Origin of the sequence: Chitinophaga hostae, from assembly GCF_018224885.1 — a bacterium.
GTDB classification, from domain to species: Bacteria; Bacteroidota; Bacteroidia; order Chitinophagales; family Chitinophagaceae; genus Chitinophaga; species Chitinophaga hostae.
Window position 1 is genome coordinate 692,747 of sequence record NZ_JAGTXB010000001.1, and the last position, 19,655, is coordinate 712,401.

The following is a 19,655-nucleotide window of genomic DNA, read 5'->3' on the forward strand; positions in this document are numbered from 1 at the left end:
TCAGGTATGATGCGGACCCTTTTTAATTTTTATTATTTTATTAGTAATCTCCCAATGTTTCAGGCAGCTGGGCTAATGCTTTAGCCAGTTGTTCATCGCTTGGTGCAATACCATGCCATTCGTGGTGGCCTTCCATGAAGTCAACACCCTGACCCATTACGGTTTTCATGATAATAGCAATTGGTTTTCCCTGACCGGTAAGGCTTTTGGCTTTTTCCAGTGTTGCCACTACATCATCCATATCGTTACCGTTCATGTGGAGTACCTGCCAGCCGAATACCTCAAATTTAGCACCTACGTCTCCCAGCCCGGCCACATCATCGGTGGTACCATCTATCTGCTGACCATTCAGATCCACAGTGATAATGAGATTATCTACTTTATGATGGGGTGCGAACATTACAGATTCCCAGATTTGTCCTTCTTCCAGTTCACCATCTCCATGGAGGGAGAATACCAGGTGTTTATCGTTATTCAGTTTTTTTGCGAGGGCTGCGCCTATGGCTACACTCATTCCCTGTCCCAGGGAACCGGAGGCGATACGTACGCCAGGCAGGTGTTCGTGGGTGGTGGGGTGTCCCTGCAGGCGGGAGTTCAGCTTGCGGAAAGTGCTCAGTTCCTGTACGGGAAAGTAACCTGAACGGGCCAGGGCACTATAGAACACAGGGGAAATGTGACCATTTGAAAGGAAGAAAAGGTCCTGGTTTTTACCATCCATATCAAAAGGCTCCGGTTTATGATCCATTACCTTGAAATACAGCGCAGTTAAGAAGTCTGCGCAACCTAAAGAGCCTCCGGGATGTCCGCTTTGAACGCCGTGTACCATCCGTACTATGTCTCTCCTTACCTGAGTGGCAATATCTTTGAGCTGTGGCATGATAGTTGTTAATTTTTGTGCCGCAAAACTAATAGAATTTCGTAGATTTTGTGGCTGTTGAAGGTTTTTTTTGCGATCCCAAAGTATTAAAAAACTTGATTTTTTTAATACTTCTTTTCATATTTCGTTGAAATTAATATCTTTGCACAATTAAGCCCCACTAATGGAGAATGTATTAATTGCTACCGTCCTGAGTTTTGTTGTTACCTATTTTTCTATTCCAATACTGATTAGGGTTGCGGAATTAAAGCATTTATACGACGAGCCGGACGAAAGGAAGACACATAAGCAGCGTATACCTACGCTGGGGGGAATTGGTTTTTTCTCCGGATTCATCATCGCAGCAGCTATCTGTGTTCCCGCAATGGCTAATTCGCCGTTTCAATATATGATGGCGGCATTCTTCATAATTTTCATGGTGGGTATGAAAGATGATATTGTTGGCCTGTCTCCTTTAAAGAAACTGATTGGGCAGCTGGCAGCTTCCTTCGCCATCATTTATCTTGGTAATTTACAGATAACCAGTATGTATGGGTTCATGGGAATTTATACATTACCGCCTAATATCAGCCTTATGCTGACTTATTTCACTTTCATCGTAGTTATCAATGCTTTTAACCTGATAGATGGGGTGGATGGACATGCCGGAAGCATTGGTTTACTGGTTAGTGCGGTATTGGGAGCTTATTTCCTGCATGTGGGTGAAATTACTTATGCTGTAATAGGCTTCGCCCTGGCTGGTGGTTTGGCCAGTTTCCTGATTTATAACATCTCCCCGGCCCGCATTTTTATGGGTGATACGGGGTCCTTACTGATAGGGCTGGTAAACGCGGTACTTATACTGAAATTTATTGATGTGGCTGGAAACCCTGTCGGAAAGATGCCGATATCGGCAACACCGGCGGTTGCCTTCGCTATTCTGATAGTACCTTTGTTCGATACTTTACGTGTATTTGCAGTACGTATGTTACAGGGAAGATCTCCTTTCTCTGCCGACAGAAATCATATCCACCACTATCTGCTTGATCTGAAACTTAATCACAGGCAAACTACGCTCGTTTCCGTAGCCATTAATGCCACTTATATCCTTGGCGCATTTGTGTTACAGGGAATGGGAGCAACCTGGTTGCTGATGGTCGTAATTGCTTCTGCTACTTTCTTTACCGGTATGCTATACCTGGCCCGCAAAAAGAAACTGGCTGTCAAAGTTATGCCTGAACCGGTTATTCAGCCGGCAACTGCTACTACGGCAAAAGAATCCACCAAAATATTGCGTGTTACAACAGAAGGGGTGCTGCAGGATAAATAATTTCCTGATAATCTACTGTTGATGCTTATTTGTAAGTATTTCTCCTTCCATTATCGTGGGCGTTACTTTGACGATTAAAAGAAAACCTGTAGGTTTGCACGCACTTAACTATTTATGTTATGCAAGATGATCTAACGCTTATCATTGATGAAGCAGCGGACTCGATGAAGAAAGCTATCGGGCACCTGGAATCGGAACTTACAAAAATCAGAGCCGGGAAAGCCAATCCGCAAATACTGGATGGTATTTTTGTTGACTACTATGGCGCGCCAACTGCATTGAACCAGGTAGCCAACGTAAGTGTTGCTGATGCCCGTACCCTGACTATACAACCATGGGAAAAAAACATGCTGCAACCTATCGAAAGGGCTATTATCGCATCTAACATCGGGCTTAATCCACAAAACGACGGGGTTATTATCCGCTTGTTCCTCCCTCCACTGACAGAAGAACGCAGAAAGGAATTTGTGAAAAGAGTCAACAATGAAGGAGAACAGGCAAAGGTTGCTACCCGGAGTATCCGTCGTGATGCAATTGAGTCTGTGAAGAAATTGCAGAAAGACGGGTTGAGTGAAGATACCGCCAAGGATGCGGAAGCAGATATACAGGGCCTGACAGACAAGCATATTGTGTTGATTGACAAGCACTGTGAGGCTAAAGAGAAAGAAATTATGGCGATCTAAGGGTTAGGCTTGCGCCTTTAACTCCCGGATCAATAAATATTAAAGCGGAGATATCGACGGATACTGATCCATTGATATCTCCGCTTCTTTTATGAAAGATCTCCCTACTTCTCCACCGGAGCTTTGTTAGCGCTATTGACCAGGTATACACCGGATAAAATAATGCCCATACATAATATCTGTATCCAGGTGATAGGCTCATGCGCCAACAGCCCCCAGCCTACCGCCACTAACGGTAACGCATACGCCACCATAGAAGCCAGCACTGATCCGGCACGTTTAATCAAGAGGAAAAATAATACAGCAGCAATACCAGTACCCATTACCCCCAGTACAAGACCAGCTGAAAGTGAGCGCCATGGTGCATTGGGCTGTGTAAATTGAGGAAAGAAATTACTAAACCATAATACAGGGAACGTGATAACCGCGCAAAAAAACATGGCAATAGATCCCAGCTGCAGCGACGGGAAACCTTTCAACGTATGATGCACCAGGCTGATGTTCACGCCGTAGCTAATAGTCGCTAACACCACCAACAATGCATAATACCAATGTGCATTTGTACTGATCCCTTTGGAGGTAAAGAGTAATACCACACCAGCCAGGCCCACAAAGATGCCTGTAAGTTGTGCTTTTTTAAACGGACTTTTAAAGATGATAATGCCTGATAATAACGCCATCAATGGAACGAGCGCGTTTAAAATACCCGCCAGCGAACTATCTATTTCCGTTTCAGCCAGGCAAAAAAGAAAGGCAGGGATACCATTGCCCAGCACTCCTGAAAGTAAAATAAGCGGTATTTTCTTTACCGGTGTTTCCCGTAAAGCCTTTGGCAGAAAGGGTAGCAGCGCCACGCCGGCTGCTACCAGCCGCAAGCTTGCCACCTGGTAAGAAGTAAATGATTCCAGGCCGATCTTCATCAATATAAAAGAGCTTCCCCAGGTAAGTGATAGTAATATGAAAACTGCCCAATGAGCAAAACGTTGATGCATAGTTGTTAATTTCGAGTACAAAGGTGCAGTTATCAGCATCATTCAGCAAAATATAATCGTGTTATTGCAACACTTCTGAGCTGATTTTGTTAAATTTATTTATAAGAATGCAACACATGGGTAAAATCAAGTTGTCAGCTATCAGCACCACCGCCCCTAAAAAGCTGGATAAAGAAAAAGTAAAAGCGAAAACCCAGGAAATTTTGGAGGAACTGGATGAACTGCAAAACCTGCTTTATGCGCAGCATAAACACAGCATACTATTGGTAGTGCAGGGAATGGATGCCAGTGGAAAAGATGGGGTAATTAAAAATGTTACCGGCACACTGAACCCGCAGGGTTGTACTGTACATTCTTTTAAGGCGCCCACCACAGAGGAGTCCGAACATGATTTTTTATGGAGAGTACACCAGCAGGCGCCGGGGAAAGGTATGATACAGGTATTTAACCGCTCGCACTATGAAGATATCCTGATACAACGGGTGCATAAATGGATTGATGAGAAGATGGTTTACAAGCGTATGGAGGCCATCAATGATTTTGAAAAACTGCTCACCGTCCACAATAACACGCATATCATCAAATGTTACCTGCATGTATCACAGGAAGCTCAACAACAGCGCCTGGTGGAACGGACCGAAGATCCGCGCAAAATGTGGAAGTATAACGAAAACGACCTGAAGGAGGCTAAGCTGTGGGATAAGTACAGGGAGGCCTACGAGGACGCCATTAACCATTGTAACTATGTACCATGGCTGATTGTACCCGCGGATCAGAACTGGTATAAAGAATACCTGATAGCGCTAACGCTAAGGGATACACTGAAATCGCTGGATATGAAATATCCCCGTTTGAAGAAATAATAGATTAATAATTAACGGCTTCGGAGATTATGCTTTATTTTTGTTCACTAGTTTTAACCACTAAAACCTTGCATTATGTCGTTCATCAAAGAGTTTAAGGAATTTGCCATGAAAGGCAATGTAATGGATCTTGCTGTGGGTGTGATTATTGGTGGTGCGTTTGGAAAGATCGTTACATCTTTGGTAGATAATATCCTTATGCCCATCGTTGGATTATTTACCGGGGGGAGGAATTTTAATGACACCTTTGTACAGTTGGACAAAAGCAAAGGAATAGTGGAAACATTGGCTGACGCAAAGGCCAAAGGTGTGGCAGTATTTGCTTATGGTGCATTTATACAGAGTGTTATTGATTTTCTGATTATCGCCTTCTGTATTTTCCTGTTGGTAAAATTTATGAATAAACTGACGAAGAAGAAAGAAGAAGCCCCTGCTCCAGCTGAATTGTCGACCCAGGAAAAACTGCTCACAGAAATTCGTGACGAATTAAAGAAATCCAGATAAGATTTTATAAATACCCTGCCATCAGATTTTTTCCCACAGAAGAAATCTGATGGCTATATATGTATACTCACCTTAAACAATAAATTGATGAAAAAAATCATTTTATCCATTGCCTGCTGTATGCTACTGTTTACAGCTGTGCATGCACAAAATGACTGGATGAAGAAGTCGAGGGAAGAAGCCGCCGGAAAAATTAAGAAAGACGCAAATGATACCATCCCGAAAATCTGGAGAAAAGGGATGAATATTAATGTAAATATTAACCAGGGCTCATTGAGCAACTGGGCAGCGGGTGGAGACAATTTTTCCTTTTCTATTGGCTCTAATCTTTTTGCCTGGGCATTTTATAAGAAGGGGAAACACTCCTGGGATAATGTGGCTGATCTGGCTTATGGTTATATTAATACCACCAGTTTGGGCGGACGCAAAAATGATGACCGTATAGACCTCACTTCAAAATATGGATATGAAATTGGTAAGCACTGGTACCTGAGTGGACTGGTGAATTTACGGACACAATTTGCGAATGGATTTTTATATCCTGCAGATACTACACCGCAGTTGTCTTCCAAGTTCTTTTCACCAGCATATGTACTCGTATCACCGGGTTTCGACTATAAACCGGACAATTCGTTTTCCTTGTTCCTCTCTCCCATTACATCCCGCTTTGTGTTTGTAATGGATGATATGCTTTCCAAACAAGGCGCTTACGGCGTAGATACCGGAAGCCATTTCAAATATGAGATTGGCGCCTATCTGTCTGCCAACTACGTCAAAACATTTGCGAAAAATATGACCTATAAAGGTCGGCTGGATTTATTTTCGGACTACCGGCATAATCCCGGGAATATAGATGTGTTTTTTACCAATGCCCTGGAGCTAAAGGTTAACAAGTGGATCTCGGCGCTGTTGACAGTAGATATGATATATGATGATGATGTAAAAGTATTTGAAAATAAAGAAACTGGCGTAATGGGGCCGCGTCTGCAGATAAAGCAGGTAATAGGGGTAGGTTTCGCCGCGAAGTTCTGATTCGGCGGAATTTTGTTATTTTTGATATCGCACATAGGCACAGCGTATAAAAGAAGCCTGGTTTTATGATACCGGCATTCATTTCACCCGGTGCCTTTGTGCGAATTCTTTTTAAAACAATATTAAAAGCATCACGTGAGCGAACAAGCACCTGTCTATAAGATCAAATTACCGCAATTTGAAGGTCCTTTTGACCTGTTGCTGTTCTTCATTGAGCGCGATGAACTGGATATTTACAATATCCCGATTAATACGCTTACGCAGGACTTCCTGGACTATATTCATCATATTGAATCATTGAATATTGAGCTGGCGAGTGAATTCATTCTTTTTGTATCCACGCTGATGCGTATCAAGGCCAAGATGCTGCTGCCCCGCAAGGAGCTGGATGAACAGGGGAATGAAATTGACCCGCGCATGGAGCTGATAGATAAGATCCTCGAATATAAGCGCTATAAGCTGGCAGCCGCGGAACTGGCGGAAATGGAAGCTGACCGTATGCTGCAAATCAAGCGCGGAAATATAGCAAAGGAACTGGCCGACATCGGAGAAGCAACCAGTGAAGGTACCGAAGTGCAGACCCTTACACTGTTTAAGCTCACCAAGACCTTTGAAAAGATAATACAGCGCATGAAAGAGCGCGACAACAAGCCTCAACACGTGGTGTATAAGTATGACTACACTATGGAAGGCTCCAGGATGTATATGGAGGAGCTGGCAAGGGCAGAGCGTACTTTATCTTTCGAAAAAATATTTGATCACTGTAAAGACCGTGTGCACGCGATCTTCCTGTTCCTCAGTATGCTGGAACTGGTGCAGATGAAGCATATGGGAATTATGGTGGGAGAAGGAAGAAATAATTTCATTATTGAATATATTGATCCTTCCGACAGGGAGGAAGAACCCGCAGGAACTTTAATAGATGGCTGAGAAACGTGAAAATATCGGGATTGTTTCCTTACCGGAATACGCACATGTTGACACCGGCTTTGTGGTATCAGGCCTGTGTGAATTAGGGAACAGCTTTTTTAACCAGATCGGTGTGCCGCACCGGCACGACTTCTACACCATTTACTGGATAAAGAAGGGGAAGCTGTTACATACTATTGATGCGGTAACGCATGAGGTAAAAAAGAATACACTTTTTTTTGTAGCTCCCGGGCAGGTGCATAACCTGCAGGCCACTGATAAGATTGAGGGGTATATGATCGCCTTCCGCGATGCTTTTATGTGTTTAAAAGATCAAAGCCAGGTTTCAGGGATCAACTCCGGCTTGTTTTTTAACAGCCAGTTTAGCAGCGTAATACACCTGAACGACGAGCAGGAAAAAGACATTGAGGCCGTGGTACGTCTCATGATGAAGGAATTAACCATGCAGGAACCCGAATACGACATGGCGCTGCATGGTTTGCTGCGTTATTTCCTGGTGCTGGCATCACGTATTAAGGGAGAAAACGTGGGCATTTCCCCCGAGCAACATGCGGCCCACAATAGTTCCATCTTCCTGAAATTTAAAAACCTGATAGAAGAAAAATATCACGCATTAAAAACGGTTTCTGATTACGCAGGGCTGTTACACATAAAACCCGTGCTGCTCAATGAAATCAGCAAACAATTATCCGGCATCACTGCCGGAGAGCATATCCGTAACAGGGTGATCCTGGAAGCGCAACGCTACCTGTACAATACAGATCTTACGGCTAAAGAAATTGCCTATAAGTTAGGCTTCGACGATCCTCACTATTTTAGCCGCTTTTTTAAGAAATATACTAACCAGAGTCCCTCTGAATTTAAGGAGGCTTCCCGCTCTTCTGCCACCCCTTTTGCCTGATTTTGCCGGAATTTTTAAAAAAGTCCATCACTAGCAGTGTTTAATCCATTCTTGAAAGGTGTTGTAACATGTATTTTTGTGTTGTCTTAGGAGGCAAATAATATGAACACAAAAAAACAAGTAAGTCAGATAGTAATAGCCGCCGCACCACATATGGTAGGTGATGGTTTCAGGGTACAAAGTACCTTACCGGGAGGCACCCGTTCTGAAAATAATGTGATCAGTCCTTTTATTATGATGGACTATGCCGCTCCCAATTATATACCACCCAGTCCAAGACCCCGTGGTGTGGGCGAACATCCGCACAAAGGCTTTGAAACAGTTACCATCGTGTACCAGGGCGAACTGGAGCATCGGGATTCCACCGGTAGTCATGGCTACCTGTTTCCTGGCGATGTACAATGGATGACTGCTGCAGGCGGAATTTTACACGAAGAAAAATATAGCGAAGCATTTACAAAAACAGGTGGTAAGGCAGAATTTGCCCAGTTGTGGGTAAATCTTCCGAAAGCATTTAAGAACAATCCACCGGCATATCAAAACCTCACCAAAGCAGATATTCCTGTAATAAAAGTTGGCGCCGAAGGTTATGTACGGGTAATTGCCGGGGAGTATGCGGGCGTTAAGGGCGCTGCCACTACGTTTTCTCCTGTAAATGTACTGGATGTACATCTGAAGAAAGATGACAGCATCACGTTGCAGATACCCGAGTACTTTAATGCCGCGGCCGTAGTATTCCAGGGAGAAGTTGATATCAATGGTCAGTCTGTAAAAGCAGTAGAAACGGCTTTGTTTGAAAAGAATGGAACTGAAGTAACTATTACAGCTTTGAAAGACACCGCGATGATTGTACTGAGCGGGGAGCCAATAGATGAACCCATCTTCGCGTATGGTCCTTTTGTGATGAATACGGAAGAAGATATCAGAACCGCCATCAACGACTACAATGCCGGTAAATGGGGACAATTGCGTTAATCAATATTAAATAATACTAAAACAAAAAACTATATGACAACCTGGAAAATTGATCCTTCACACAGTGATGTACAATTTAAAATCAAGCACCTGATGATTACGACCGTAACCGGTCAGTTTGCAAAATTTGATGGTACCATGCAGACAACCACTGATAGCGATTTCAGTACTGCTAATATCTCTTTCGAAGCAGACATCAACAGTATTTCCACACAGAATGCGCAACGTGATCAGCACTTGCTGGCTGCAGATTTCTTTGAAGCAGAAAAATATCCGAAGCTCACATTCGTGTCTAAAGAAGTTAAGAAAATAGACGCAGAGAACTATAAGCTGGTAGGTGATTTGACCATCCGTGATAATACCCGTCCGGTAGAACTGAATGTTGAATTTGGCGGTGAGGTGGTAGATCCATATGGCCAGACCAAAGCTGGATTTGAATTGAGCGGTAAAATAAACCGTAAGGATTTTGGTCTTACATTCCATGCCACTACTGAAACCGGTGGGTTATTACTGAGCGACGAAGTGAAGTTGTTGGCGAGTGTACAAATGGTTAAGCAATAAATTTTTCTGAGTGATTATCCGGGTATGTTGCTTATATACGGCCCTGTATCCCTGGCAGTATATCCGGATAATAACATAACAATAATATTGAGGAAGATGGATATTCTGAATAAGCTGGAATGGCGTTATGCTGTGAAGAAGTTTGATCCGGCGAAGAAATTAAGCACCCCACAACTGGAGAAACTGGTGGCCGCAACGAGATTGTCGGCTTCTTCCTATGGCTTACAGCCATATAAGATCCTGGTGGTAGAGAACCCTGCGGTACGCGAGCAACTGAAAGCCGCATCCAATAACCAGGCACAGGTAACAGATGCTTCACAACTGATTGTTTTTGCGAGATATACAGATCTGAATGAAGCTCACGTAGATGACTACACGAATAATATAGCGGAAACGCGCAATATAGCACCGGAGCAGCTGGCAGGTTTTGCCGGTATGATGAAGGGGACAGTAAACAGGTTAGGCACAGAAGGAACGGCCATATGGGCTTCCAAACAGGCTTACCTGCCACTGGGTACCCTGCTTACCGCAGCCGCGGTTGAAAGCGTAGATGCCTGCCCGATGGAAGGCTTTGACGTTGCCGCATACGATAGGATTTTAGGACTTAAAGACAAGGGACTTACTACTGTAGTAATTGCCGGAGTAGGATTCAGAGCGGAGGATGATGCGATGCAACATGCTAAGAAAGTACGTAAGCCAATAGCAGAATTGGTAGAAACGATATAGGAATCAATTGACAGGAACCATGCAGGCCGTATCATACCTATGATACGGCCTTTTTTATGCCCTGTTTTGAACCGCAGTAAGCTCCGGCGTTTTTTTTCACGATTAATTTGTAATTTGGGCCTCCACTCTGATTGTTTCTAACAAGAAAAATAAAAACTAAACATGAAAAGATTTGCATCTGCCAATTGGCAAGGTACCGGTAAAGAAGGTAAAGGCACTTTAACTTCCCAGTCAACTGTATTAAACAAGACCCAGTACTCTTTCAGCAGCCGTTTTGAAGATGGCATTGGTACTAACCCTGAGGAACTGATTGCAGCGGCGCATGCCGGTTGTTTTACCATGAAGCTGAGCTTTGTAATCACTGGCGGAGGTTTTACACCAGGTAACATTGACACCAAATGCACCATTACTTTAGACAATGGCGCTATTACCAGCAGCCACCTGGAAGTAACTGCCAGCGTAGAAGGCCTGGATGCGGCAAAATTTGCTGAATTTGTAGCAGATGCGGAAGCAAACTGCCCTGTTAGCAAACTGCTGAACGCTACCATTACTTCAGATGCGAAGTTGGTATAACAAATAAGCAGAAGGCTTAAAGCAGAAAGCAAAAGCGATTGTAGCAAATGAACTAATCGGATATAGTATTCCGCATTAATCATTCACTACAATCGCTTTTGCTTTCTGCTTTAAGCCTTCTGCTTTTTGTCCATGTTTTTCAACGGATGATCCATTCCCCGGGCGGGCGTTTATAGCGATATTTGTGTGGTATTAAATAAAGGAGATTTAGTTATGAAAAAAGTTATTCATCGTGCAGATACCAGGGGATATGCTAATCATGGCTGGCTGAAAAGTCATCATACATTTAGTTTTGCAAATTATTATGATCCTGAGAGGATTCACTTCGGCGCATTGCGCGTGCTGAATGACGATGCGGTAAAAGGCGGAATGGGCTTTGGTGCACACCCGCATGATAATATGGAGATTGTATCTATTGTTTTGGATGGCGCGCTTGAGCACAGGGATAACACCGGTAAGCAGGAAGTGATCCGTAAAAATGATGTACAGATCATGAGTGCTGGAACAGGTGTGGTGCATTCCGAATTCAATGCCTCTAAAACAGCGGATGTTAGCTTTCTGCAAATTTGGGTAATACCCGCAGAAAGAGATGTAACACCCCGGTATGATCAGAGAACATTTGATCCGGCAGCCCGTGAAAATGCTTTGCAGGTGGTGATTTCACCGGAGAAAAATATGGATGCGCTTTGGTTGAACCAGGAAGCCTGGTTTTCATTAGGTAAGTTTGATGCCGGTAGAACATTGGATATTACACCTAAGACGGCAGGTTCAGGCAGTTATCTTTTCTTACTAAGCGGAGAGCTGAAAGTTGATGGGGAGGTTTTAGAAACCCGTGATGCAATTGGCTTATCCGAGTATGATCAGGCGCATATTGAAGTTATTAAACCGGCAGAGTTTTTGTTGATAGATGTACCAATGTAGTATCAATCATACACATCATTTATACACTAACCCATTACATAAAAAAGATCGGCTGGTAAGGCTGGTCTTTTTTTTATATTTTTATCGGTGTGGGCATTAAATTATTTCATTATTAAACAGCCACTACGGAGGAATCAGGATGTTATTAGCTACAGATCTGGACGGTACTTTTTTAGGAGGTACGCCACAGGATAAAGAAGAATTATACCAGCTGTTACGTGATAATAAAAACATACAACTGGTGTTTGTAACAGGAAGAGGTATACGAAGCGTATTGCAGTTATTGGAAGATACCGCACTGCCAAGGCCTGAGTATATTATTTGTGACGTAGGCGCCACTGTTACCCATTTGCCTACCCTTTCTGCTGTAGAACCAGTGCAGTCAAACATTGCGGCCAGGTGGCCGGGAGAAAACGTGCGTGAAACCATGAAAAAGATAAGGGGGTTATTACACCAGGAAGCACATCAGCAATATCGCTGTTCTTATTTTTATGATGAAGGTACGGATATCGATGGCGCCCGGTTGGCAGCCACTTCTTTGCAATGTGACCTGATGTTATCTGCAGGAAAATATCTTGATATTTTGCCTGCAGGTGTGAATAAAGGATACACATTGCAACAATTGTTGGAAGTATTGGCTTTGCCACATCAAAAAGTATTGGTTGCAGGTGATTCCATGAATGATTATTCTATGTATGAAACCGGTTTTAAAGGTGTAGTAGTTGGTAATTCGGAGCCCGAATTAGTAAGCCGCACTGCTGACATGGCCCATGTATTACAGGCACAGCGGGTGGGCGCCGGTGGGATACTGGAAGCGATGGCATTTTTCCCGGAGTTTGGACCATACCTGCAAAAAGAAGGTTAAATGTTGCGGGCGGAATAGAAAAAGATTGTACCTTAGAACAGGTCTTTGCTAGTAATTTAAAGTGGATATTGACAATAGCGTTTGGTATGATGAATAGCTTTTTAATCATCATTTAAATTGATAAATCAATACACCATGGAAATGACAACTCCTACCGAAGAGCTGCACCAGCAGCTTAATTCCTGGAAAGAAGAAGTAAACGATGTAAGAAATGAAGTGAAGATGATGCGGGAACGATTGGAACAAATCGCTCTCAGCGAAGCCTCCAGGGAAGTAATGACAAAAGTGGAACAACTTGAAAACCGGTTACTACGCCAACGGGAAGTCGCAGATGAGATGTTTCATGACATCAAGCAATGCGCGAAAAAAAATTCAGACACACCCGTAACAGTGATCCATGATGACCGCCCAATTGATGATTTTGCTACCATGCAGCACCGTATGGAAATATTCCGGAAACTATATGTGGCGTTAAAAGAAGATTTTAATCGCTTTATACCCTGTGAGGTATAGTATTACCCGAGCTTTTTTACTTTATGTTCTATTTTATGGATGATGTCATCCAGCTGTTGTGTGGATTCATGTAACCATTCCATGAGTTGAGAATTGAGATGCATATCCTGGTTGCTTTTATCAAACAGCCCGGTAATACTTAGTATCGACACCACAGGCCGGCGTATTTCGTGGGAGTTGATCCAGGCAATTTCCTTTAACGTTTTATTCTGTTCTTCCAGTTGTCTGGCTTGTTTTACATGTTTGTCGATATCCTGTATCATCCCAATCATGCGGAACGGTACATTATCTTCATAAATGATACAGGCGCGGTCTACCACATGTTTATAGCTTCCGTTGGCACATCGAAAACGATATTCTTCTGACCAGTAATTTGAGCCGGTGGCGATTACTGTTTCCAGCGAAATCATTATCCTGGCATGATCTGCCGGGTGTATGTTTTGTTGCCACCATTGTACGAGATCAGTATCATTCTGATCGTGGTAGAGGAACAGATCGGATAGTCCGCGGTTCCAGGTTACGGTATTGGTGACCAGGTTTTTATCATACACCGCATCGTTGGTGGCCTGTGCCAATAGTTCGTAGCGAATACCTAATTCCCGGGCTTCCCTGCTGGCTCTCATTTCTGCGTCTACGTCTTTGGCCATAATAAAACGTGCATTTTTTCCGAAATACATGGCAGGCAGTGAATAGATCTCTACGAAAAAATTGGTGCCGTCTTTTTTCCGATGCCGCCATATGCCTCTGTAGTCGGTGCCGTTACAGCGCTCTGCAGCATTTTCAATAAACAGTGGTACATCTTCCGGATTGCGTATATCCCTTAACGTTAGTTCCATGAATTCTTTTCTGGTATAGCCGTATTTTTGAATGGCGGCATTGTTTACGGACAAAAAGCGCAGGGTGGCTTTTTCGTAGACCCACATCGGGATGGGATATTCATTAAACAGGTGTTCGAATTGCGGGGAGCGGCGGGCAGGCCAGCCGGAAGCAATCAATAAAAGCGCAAATGCACCGCATAATATTATCAGGCTGCCGGTAAGCAACAGGTTCTCAGGTCGGGAATCGATTTTAAAAAGGAGATAGCTGTTAATCGAAATGACAACAAACAATGAGCATAAACCAGCCATCTTTAATGGGGCATTCCGCATCACCTTATTTTAATGAGAATTTACTCAAAATTTTAGCTACGAACAAATTATCTCAGATCAGTATGATTGATAATAATTTTCACATTATGACGGGTTATAATTCAAGAATTATTTCGTCACTTGCGGGATAGCCTACACAGGTAAGCACCAGTCCTTCGGCCAGTTCTTTGTCGGTCAGTACCTCGTTAACCGGCATCCAAACTTTACCACTTACACACTGGGCGGTACAGGAGCCGCATACGCCTCCTTTGCAGCTGTAAGGCAATAATACTTCATTCGCGAGGGCGTAGCTCAGAATTGTTTGATCGCCGGGAACAGCGAGCTGATATTCCTGGTTGCGGTAGCGGATCAATACTTTTTTAAGATCATGATCCTGGGGAGGTGGTGTTTTGGCAAGACGGGCATCTGTGTTTACCACAAAATTTTCTTTGTGCAGTTGTGTTTCTGCGAAGCCCATAAAGGTGAGTGTGAGGAGAATGGTGCGCATATAATCCGGAGGGCCGCAGAGAAAGAACTGTGCATTTGTGGATTGATACCGTAAATGTGTGTTCACCAGTTGTTCCAGTAAAATATTATTCAGTCTTCTATAGGTATGATAACTATCCGGATCATTACTGAAAAGATAGATTGTTTGCAGTTGTTCCGGATACTGGGTTTGCCAGTGCTGCAGCTGCTCATAAAAGATGGTTCTTTCGGGGGTGGTATTGCTGTAAATCAGCTTTACATGTGCGGCTGGCTCCTGGGTAAGGATTTGTTTCAGCAGTGAAAATATGGGCGTTATACCGCTCCCTGCAGCGAGGAGGAAAATATCTTTTTCAGCGGTCTCTGTTTTTTCGTAGGTAAAACGTCCGGAGGGTTCCAGGGAGGTAACGATATCGCCTTTTTTCCAGGTGTGGATCAGGTGCCTGGATATTTCTCCGTTTTCTTTTTCGCGGATGGTTACAGACAAATATGGATCTACGCCGGGTGTGGAGCTGAAGGAATAGGAGCGACGATATTCTTTGTTATTTAAAGTAATGAGAAAAGTGAGAAATTGTCCTGCGAGGTATTCCAGCGGCTCTGGTGTAATATTCTCCAGTTTATAGGTGTAGGTGCCGGGTGTTTCACGTATAATATCCGTTATCCTGAGCTGAAAATACATGATATAAAGAAAATTACGAACTACGAATTAGTAATTACGGATTTGCGGGGGAGATTGCGTGTTATTATCTTCTCATAAATCCGTAATTCGTAATTCCTAATTCGTAATTCCATTTTAAATGGTAACGGTAATTTTTTCTTTCAGCATTTCCCTAGTGGTGCGTGCAATGCCTGCTGCATCAAAACCGCATTCGCGATAGAGTTCTTCCGGTTTACCGTGTTCTATCAGCTTATCGGGGATGCCTAATCTTTTTATGGTTGCTCTGTAGTTATTGGTAGCCATGAATTCAATTACGGCGCTGCCAAAGCCACCTACAATGGTGCCGTCTTCCACAGTGATTACTTTATCGAACGACTGGAAAATTTCGTGGAGCAGGGCTTCATCCAGCGGTTTTACGAAGCGCATATCGTAGTGTGCCGGTTGCAGTTCGTCTCCTATCAGTTCTTTGCAGGCTTCTGTTACGAAGTTGCCGGTATGTCCGAGAGAGAGAATGGCAATGTCTTTACCATCGCGGATTTTGCGACCGGTGCCGGCTTTAATGGCCTTAAACGGTGTGCGCCATTCGGGCATTACGCCTTGTCCGCGTGGGTAGCGGATTACATATGGCATATCGTTTTCGGGCAGTTGTGCGCTATACATCAGGTTACGCAGTTCTTCTTCATTCATGGGCGCGCTGATGATTACATTTGGGATACCCCGCATGTAGGCAATGTCATATGCGCCGTGGTGGGTAGGTCCATCTTCTCCTACGAGTCCTGCCCTGTCGAGGCAAAATATCACGGGTAGTTTCTGGATGGCTACATCATGTACGGCCTGATCGAAGGCGCGTTGGAAGAAAGACGAGTAGATGGTACAGAATACGCGCATACCCTGGGTAGCCATGCCGGCTGACAGGGTAACGGCGTGTTGTTCACAGATGCCCACGTCGAATGCTCTTTGCGGCATTTTCTCCATCATAAATTTGAGAGAAGAGCCGGAGGGCATTGCCGGTGTGATGCCGATGATTTTATCGTTTTGTTCTGCGAGTTCTATGATGGTATGGCCAAAAACATCCTGGTATTTAGGAGGTTGGGGGCTGGTGACTGTTTTTTTAAATATTTCGCCGGTGATTTTGTCGAACAGTCCGGGTGCGTGCCAGGTGGTTTGGTCTTTTTCTGCGAGGGCATAGCCTTTACCTTTAGTGGTAACGATATGCAGCAGTTTGGGACCGGGAATATCCTTGAGGTCCTGCAGGGTATCGGTCAGTTTGGTGATATTGTGGCCATCGATGGGGCCAAAATAGCGCATCTTCAGTGCTTCGAAGAGGTTACTGGACTTGGATACGACTCCTTTGAGGCTGGCTTCCAGTTTGGAGGCCATATCGCGGGTGAATTTTTTACCTACAGGCAGTTTTCCCAGCAGGTTCCAGACATCGTCCCTTACTTTGTTGTAGGTAGGAGAAGTGGTGATATCTGTGAGATATTCTTTCAGCGCGCCCACGTTAGGATCGATGGACATGCAGTTATCGTTCAGGATAATGAGTACGTTGGCATTGGCAACGCCGGCGTGGTTCAGCGCTTCAAAGGCCATACCTGCCGTCATGGCGCCATCGCCGATTACCGCGATATGCTGGCGGTCAAATTCGCCTTTGTAGTGGGAGGCCATGGCCATACCCAGTGCTGCGGAAATGGAGGTGGAAGAGTGCCCGACACCGAAGGTATCGTAGCGGCTTTCATCTCTTTTAGGAAATCCGCTGAGGCCCTTGTACTTACGGTTGGTAGGAAAAGCTTCCCGGCGGCCGGTGAGGATTTTATGTCCGTAGGCCTGATGCCCTACATCCCATACCAGCTGATCGTAAGGGGTATTAAAAACATAATGCAAAGCAACGGTCAGCTCTACCACTCCAAGGCTGGCCGCAAAGTGGCCGCCATGCACACTTACCACGTCAATAATATACTGACGCAGCTCCTCACATACCTGGTGAAGCTGTTCTTTATTCAGCTTTCGCAAATCAGCGGGATATTCTATCTGGCTCAACAGTTGACCTGCCTTAATATTCATAATTGGGCTCAGGGTTTATATGAAGTAACAAAAATACATAAAAATATGTGGTAAATAGTGATCCGGACGGAGGAAAATAGGACAGTTCCGGGATATCTCACCATTCAGGTACAGGCATCTGCCATTTACCGGTTTTGATTCACCATTTATAACATTTAGGTTTCTGCGGGGGGAGCTGTAGGGTATTTTTGGAATATAGGTGAAGTTTACTAATTTGATTTAATGTTTAAGCAAATAAACAAATATTGGTGGTGTCAGATTTTGGGGTGGTCGGCTTATTTCGTGTTAAACTGTTTTTTTTACTACGCCCTTGATAAGTCGGTACTTAAACTATCTGACTTAATTAACCTATTAATATTCATCACCTTAGGGATTTTATCCACCCACCTTTTCAGAACATTGATCAACAGGCGTAACTGGGTGGCCTATAGCTCTGAAAAGCAGATCTTTTTATTTTTTACCATGGTAGCCGGTACGGCGGTAACGTTATACGTCACATATAACGCGCTGATGTACTTCATTTTTAAATATAAGCAGGAAGATCTTGTTACCAGTATCATAAAAGGTTTAGTATCTGCGTTTGCCATTTCTTTTATCTGGTGGATGATTTACTATATCTGGCATTATATTGAGCGGAACAGGAGCTCCCAGGTAGATCAGTTAAAGCTGGAAACAACCGTGAAAGAGCTCGAACTTAAAACGATCAAGGCGCAGTTGAACCCGCATTTTATTTTCAACGCATTAAACAGCATCCGCGCCCTGGTGGACGAAAATCCGCAGCGGGCGAGAACCGCTATCACAGAGCTTTCCAACATATTGCGCAGCTCTATGCAAACGGAGAAGGCGGAAACGGTAAGCCTGGAAAACGAATTGAATATAGTAAAGGACTACCTTGCATTGGAACATATCCGCTTTGAGGAGCGATTGAACGTGAAGTATGAGATAGACCCGGATACGCTGGAATTACAGGTGCCTCCCATGATGTTACAAACCTTGGTGGAAAATGCGATCAAGCACGGTATTTCCAGGATTATAAAGGGGGGATCGGTTTATATTAACTCTTCCCTGAAAGGTATGCAACATGTAATTACCATTGAGAATACCGGTCAGATAGTTGAAAACAGTATAAATGGCCATGGCTTTGGGTTACAAAGCACCAGACAACGGTTAAGTCTTTTGTTTGGCAGCAGGGCGTCTTTTGAAATCAGGAATAAAGACGAGCAAACGGTAGAAGCTACAGTAGTAATGCCTTTACTCTAATCACTTGTTATAAACCGCTGTAGCTGTGTCATAGCAGTTATGGCTATTATTTATTTAATCAATTAAATCATCAACCAAACTTCATATTGCCAATGAAAAAAGCATTGATAATAGACGATGAACGCCTGGCCAGGAGTGAACTTAAGAAATTACTGGCAGATCACCCGGAGATAGTGGTGGTAGGAGAAGCTGTGAATGCGAAGGATGGTATAGAAAAGATAGAAACGCTGCATCCTGACCTGCTGTTCCTGGACATTCAGATGCCTGATAAAACGGGCTTTGATCTGCTGGCGGAACTGGAGAAGACGCCACAGGTAATTTTTACTACTGCATATGATGAATATGCACTGAAGGCATTTGAGTACAATGCGCTCGACTACCTGTTAAAGCCGGTAGAGCCAAAGCGTTTGGCCGATGCTATTCATAAGCTGCATCAGCAGGATGAGAAGGACCGGTTAGCAGCTTCCGGTGGTATAAGGAACCTGTTGTCTGAAAATGACCAGGTTTTTGTGAAAGACGGGGACCGTTGCTGGTTTGTGAAATTGCAGGAAATACGGCTGTTTGAAAGTGTGGGAAACTATGCCAGGGTGTATTTTGAAACCAACAAGCCACTCATTCTCAAGTCGCTGAATGCACTGGAAGAACGACTTGACGAGCGCACTTTTTTCCGTGCAAACCGTAAACATATTGTGAATCTGCGGATGATCGAAAAAATTGACACTTACTTTAACGGCGGCCTGTTGCTGGAAATGCGCGGCGGCGAAAAAATTGAAGTAAGCCGCAGGCAAGCGGTAAAGTTTAAGGAAATGATGAGCCTGTAAAGCTTTTAGCCATTAGCTTT

21 protein-coding genes are annotated in these 19,655 nt (G+C 43.9%); 16 read left to right on the top strand and 5 right to left on the bottom strand.

Annotated features, from left to right (window positions below):
• Positions 1–40 precede the first annotated feature (40 nt).
• Positions 41–877 carry a transketolase gene (locus tag KE626_RS02870; RefSeq protein ID WP_211971369.1) on the bottom strand — a complete coding sequence of 279 codons (837 nt, stop codon included), beginning with the start codon at positions 875–877 and terminating at the stop codon, positions 41–43.
• Between the two features lie 163 nt (positions 878–1,040).
• Here KE626_RS02870 and KE626_RS02875 point away from each other — a divergent pair, with 163 nt between their 5' ends.
• Positions 1,041–2,186 (top strand): glycosyltransferase family 4 protein, encoded by a 1,146-nt coding sequence (locus tag KE626_RS02875; RefSeq protein WP_211971370.1) that lies wholly within the window; start codon positions 1,041–1,043, stop codon positions 2,184–2,186.
• A gap of 119 nt (positions 2,187–2,305) precedes the next feature.
• Positions 2,306–2,869, top strand: a complete 564-nt coding sequence (gene frr, locus KE626_RS02880; RefSeq protein ID WP_211971371.1) for a ribosome recycling factor — start codon at positions 2,306–2,308, stop codon at positions 2,867–2,869.
• Positions 2,870–2,973: 104 nt separating this feature from the next.
• Here frr and KE626_RS02885 read toward each other — a convergent pair whose 3' ends face one another.
• Positions 2,974–3,861, bottom strand: a complete 888-nt coding sequence (locus tag KE626_RS02885; protein ID WP_211971372.1) for a DMT family transporter — start codon at positions 3,859–3,861, stop codon at positions 2,974–2,976.
• 116 nt (positions 3,862–3,977) lie between these two features.
• Here KE626_RS02885 and KE626_RS02890 point away from each other — a divergent pair, with 116 nt between their 5' ends.
• The 12 genes from KE626_RS02890 (at position 3,978) to KE626_RS02945 (ending at position 13,225) form a co-directional block, all read left to right on the top strand.
• Positions 3,978–4,724 carry a PPK2 family polyphosphate kinase gene (locus KE626_RS02890; RefSeq protein ID WP_211971373.1) on the top strand — a complete coding sequence of 249 codons (747 nt, stop codon included), beginning with the start codon at positions 3,978–3,980 and terminating at the stop codon, positions 4,722–4,724.
• A 75-nt stretch (positions 4,725–4,799) separates the two neighbouring features.
• Positions 4,800–5,228 carry a large conductance mechanosensitive channel protein MscL gene (gene mscL, locus KE626_RS02895; RefSeq protein WP_211971374.1) on the top strand — a complete coding sequence of 143 codons (429 nt, stop codon included), beginning with the start codon at positions 4,800–4,802 and terminating at the stop codon, positions 5,226–5,228.
• A gap of 87 nt (positions 5,229–5,315) precedes the next feature.
• Positions 5,316–6,260: a DUF3078 domain-containing protein gene (locus tag KE626_RS02900; RefSeq protein WP_211971375.1), complete on the top strand. Its 945-nt coding sequence runs from the start codon at positions 5,316–5,318 to the stop codon at positions 6,258–6,260.
• 135 nt (positions 6,261–6,395) lie between these two features.
• Entirely contained in the window at positions 6,396–7,190 is a 795-nt protein-coding gene (locus KE626_RS02905; RefSeq protein ID WP_211971376.1) for a segregation and condensation protein A, read from the top strand.
• The gene (locus KE626_RS02910) at positions 7,183–8,091 is read left to right on the top strand and encodes a helix-turn-helix domain-containing protein (RefSeq protein ID WP_211971377.1); all 909 of its coding nucleotides are present in this window, start codon (positions 7,183–7,185) and stop codon (positions 8,089–8,091) included. Before KE626_RS02905 ends, KE626_RS02910 begins: the two co-directional genes overlap by 8 nt.
• Before the next feature lie 102 nt (positions 8,092–8,193).
• Positions 8,194–9,066, top strand: coding sequence for a pirin family protein (locus tag KE626_RS02915; RefSeq protein ID WP_211971378.1), 873 nt, complete (start codon positions 8,194–8,196; stop codon positions 9,064–9,066).
• Positions 9,067–9,099: 33 nt separating this feature from the next.
• The gene (locus tag KE626_RS02920; RefSeq protein ID WP_211971379.1) at positions 9,100–9,627 is read left to right on the top strand and encodes a YceI family protein; all 528 of its coding nucleotides are present in this window, start codon (positions 9,100–9,102) and stop codon (positions 9,625–9,627) included.
• 96 nt (positions 9,628–9,723) lie between these two features.
• Positions 9,724–10,353 (top strand): NAD(P)H-dependent oxidoreductase, encoded by a 630-nt coding sequence (locus tag KE626_RS02925; RefSeq protein WP_211971380.1) that lies wholly within the window; start codon positions 9,724–9,726, stop codon positions 10,351–10,353.
• Between the two features lie 162 nt (positions 10,354–10,515).
• Positions 10,516–10,926 carry an OsmC family protein gene (locus KE626_RS02930; RefSeq protein ID WP_211971381.1) on the top strand — a complete coding sequence of 137 codons (411 nt, stop codon included), beginning with the start codon at positions 10,516–10,518 and terminating at the stop codon, positions 10,924–10,926.
• Between the two features lie 186 nt (positions 10,927–11,112).
• Positions 11,113–11,847, top strand: a complete 735-nt coding sequence (locus KE626_RS02935) for a pirin family protein (protein WP_346344328.1) — start codon at positions 11,113–11,115, stop codon at positions 11,845–11,847.
• Between the two features lie 139 nt (positions 11,848–11,986).
• Positions 11,987–12,712 carry an HAD-IIB family hydrolase gene (locus KE626_RS02940; RefSeq protein WP_211971382.1) on the top strand — a complete coding sequence of 242 codons (726 nt, stop codon included), beginning with the start codon at positions 11,987–11,989 and terminating at the stop codon, positions 12,710–12,712.
• A 135-nt stretch (positions 12,713–12,847) separates the two neighbouring features.
• Complete coding sequence (locus KE626_RS02945; protein ID WP_211971383.1) at positions 12,848–13,225, top strand: hypothetical protein; 378 nt, start codon at positions 12,848–12,850, stop codon at positions 13,223–13,225.
• Positions 13,226–13,227: 2 nt separating this feature from the next.
• Here the strand turns inward: KE626_RS02945 and KE626_RS02950 are convergent, their stop codons facing one another.
• The 3 genes from KE626_RS02950 to dxs form a co-directional block, all read right to left on the bottom strand.
• On the bottom strand, positions 13,228–14,373 hold the full coding sequence (locus tag KE626_RS02950; RefSeq protein ID WP_211971384.1) for a PAS domain-containing protein: 1,146 nt from the start codon (positions 14,371–14,373) through the stop codon (positions 13,228–13,230).
• A gap of 94 nt (positions 14,374–14,467) precedes the next feature.
• Positions 14,468–15,514, bottom strand: coding sequence for a flavin reductase family protein (locus KE626_RS02955; protein WP_211971385.1), 1,047 nt, complete (start codon positions 15,512–15,514; stop codon positions 14,468–14,470).
• A 114-nt stretch (positions 15,515–15,628) separates the two neighbouring features.
• Entirely contained in the window at positions 15,629–17,554 is a 1,926-nt protein-coding gene (gene dxs, locus KE626_RS02960) for a 1-deoxy-D-xylulose-5-phosphate synthase (protein ID WP_211971386.1), read from the bottom strand.
• A gap of 399 nt (positions 17,555–17,953) precedes the next feature.
• Here dxs and KE626_RS02965 point away from each other — a divergent pair, with 399 nt between their 5' ends.
• Together KE626_RS02965 and KE626_RS02970 are read left to right on the top strand one after the other, a co-directional pair.
• Entirely contained in the window at positions 17,954–18,814 is an 861-nt protein-coding gene (locus KE626_RS02965; protein WP_249207217.1) for a sensor histidine kinase, read from the top strand.
• Between the two features lie 92 nt (positions 18,815–18,906).
• The gene (locus KE626_RS02970) at positions 18,907–19,635 is read left to right on the top strand and encodes a LytR/AlgR family response regulator transcription factor (protein ID WP_079469799.1); all 729 of its coding nucleotides are present in this window, start codon (positions 18,907–18,909) and stop codon (positions 19,633–19,635) included.
• The last annotated feature ends 20 nt before the right edge of the window (positions 19,636–19,655 follow it).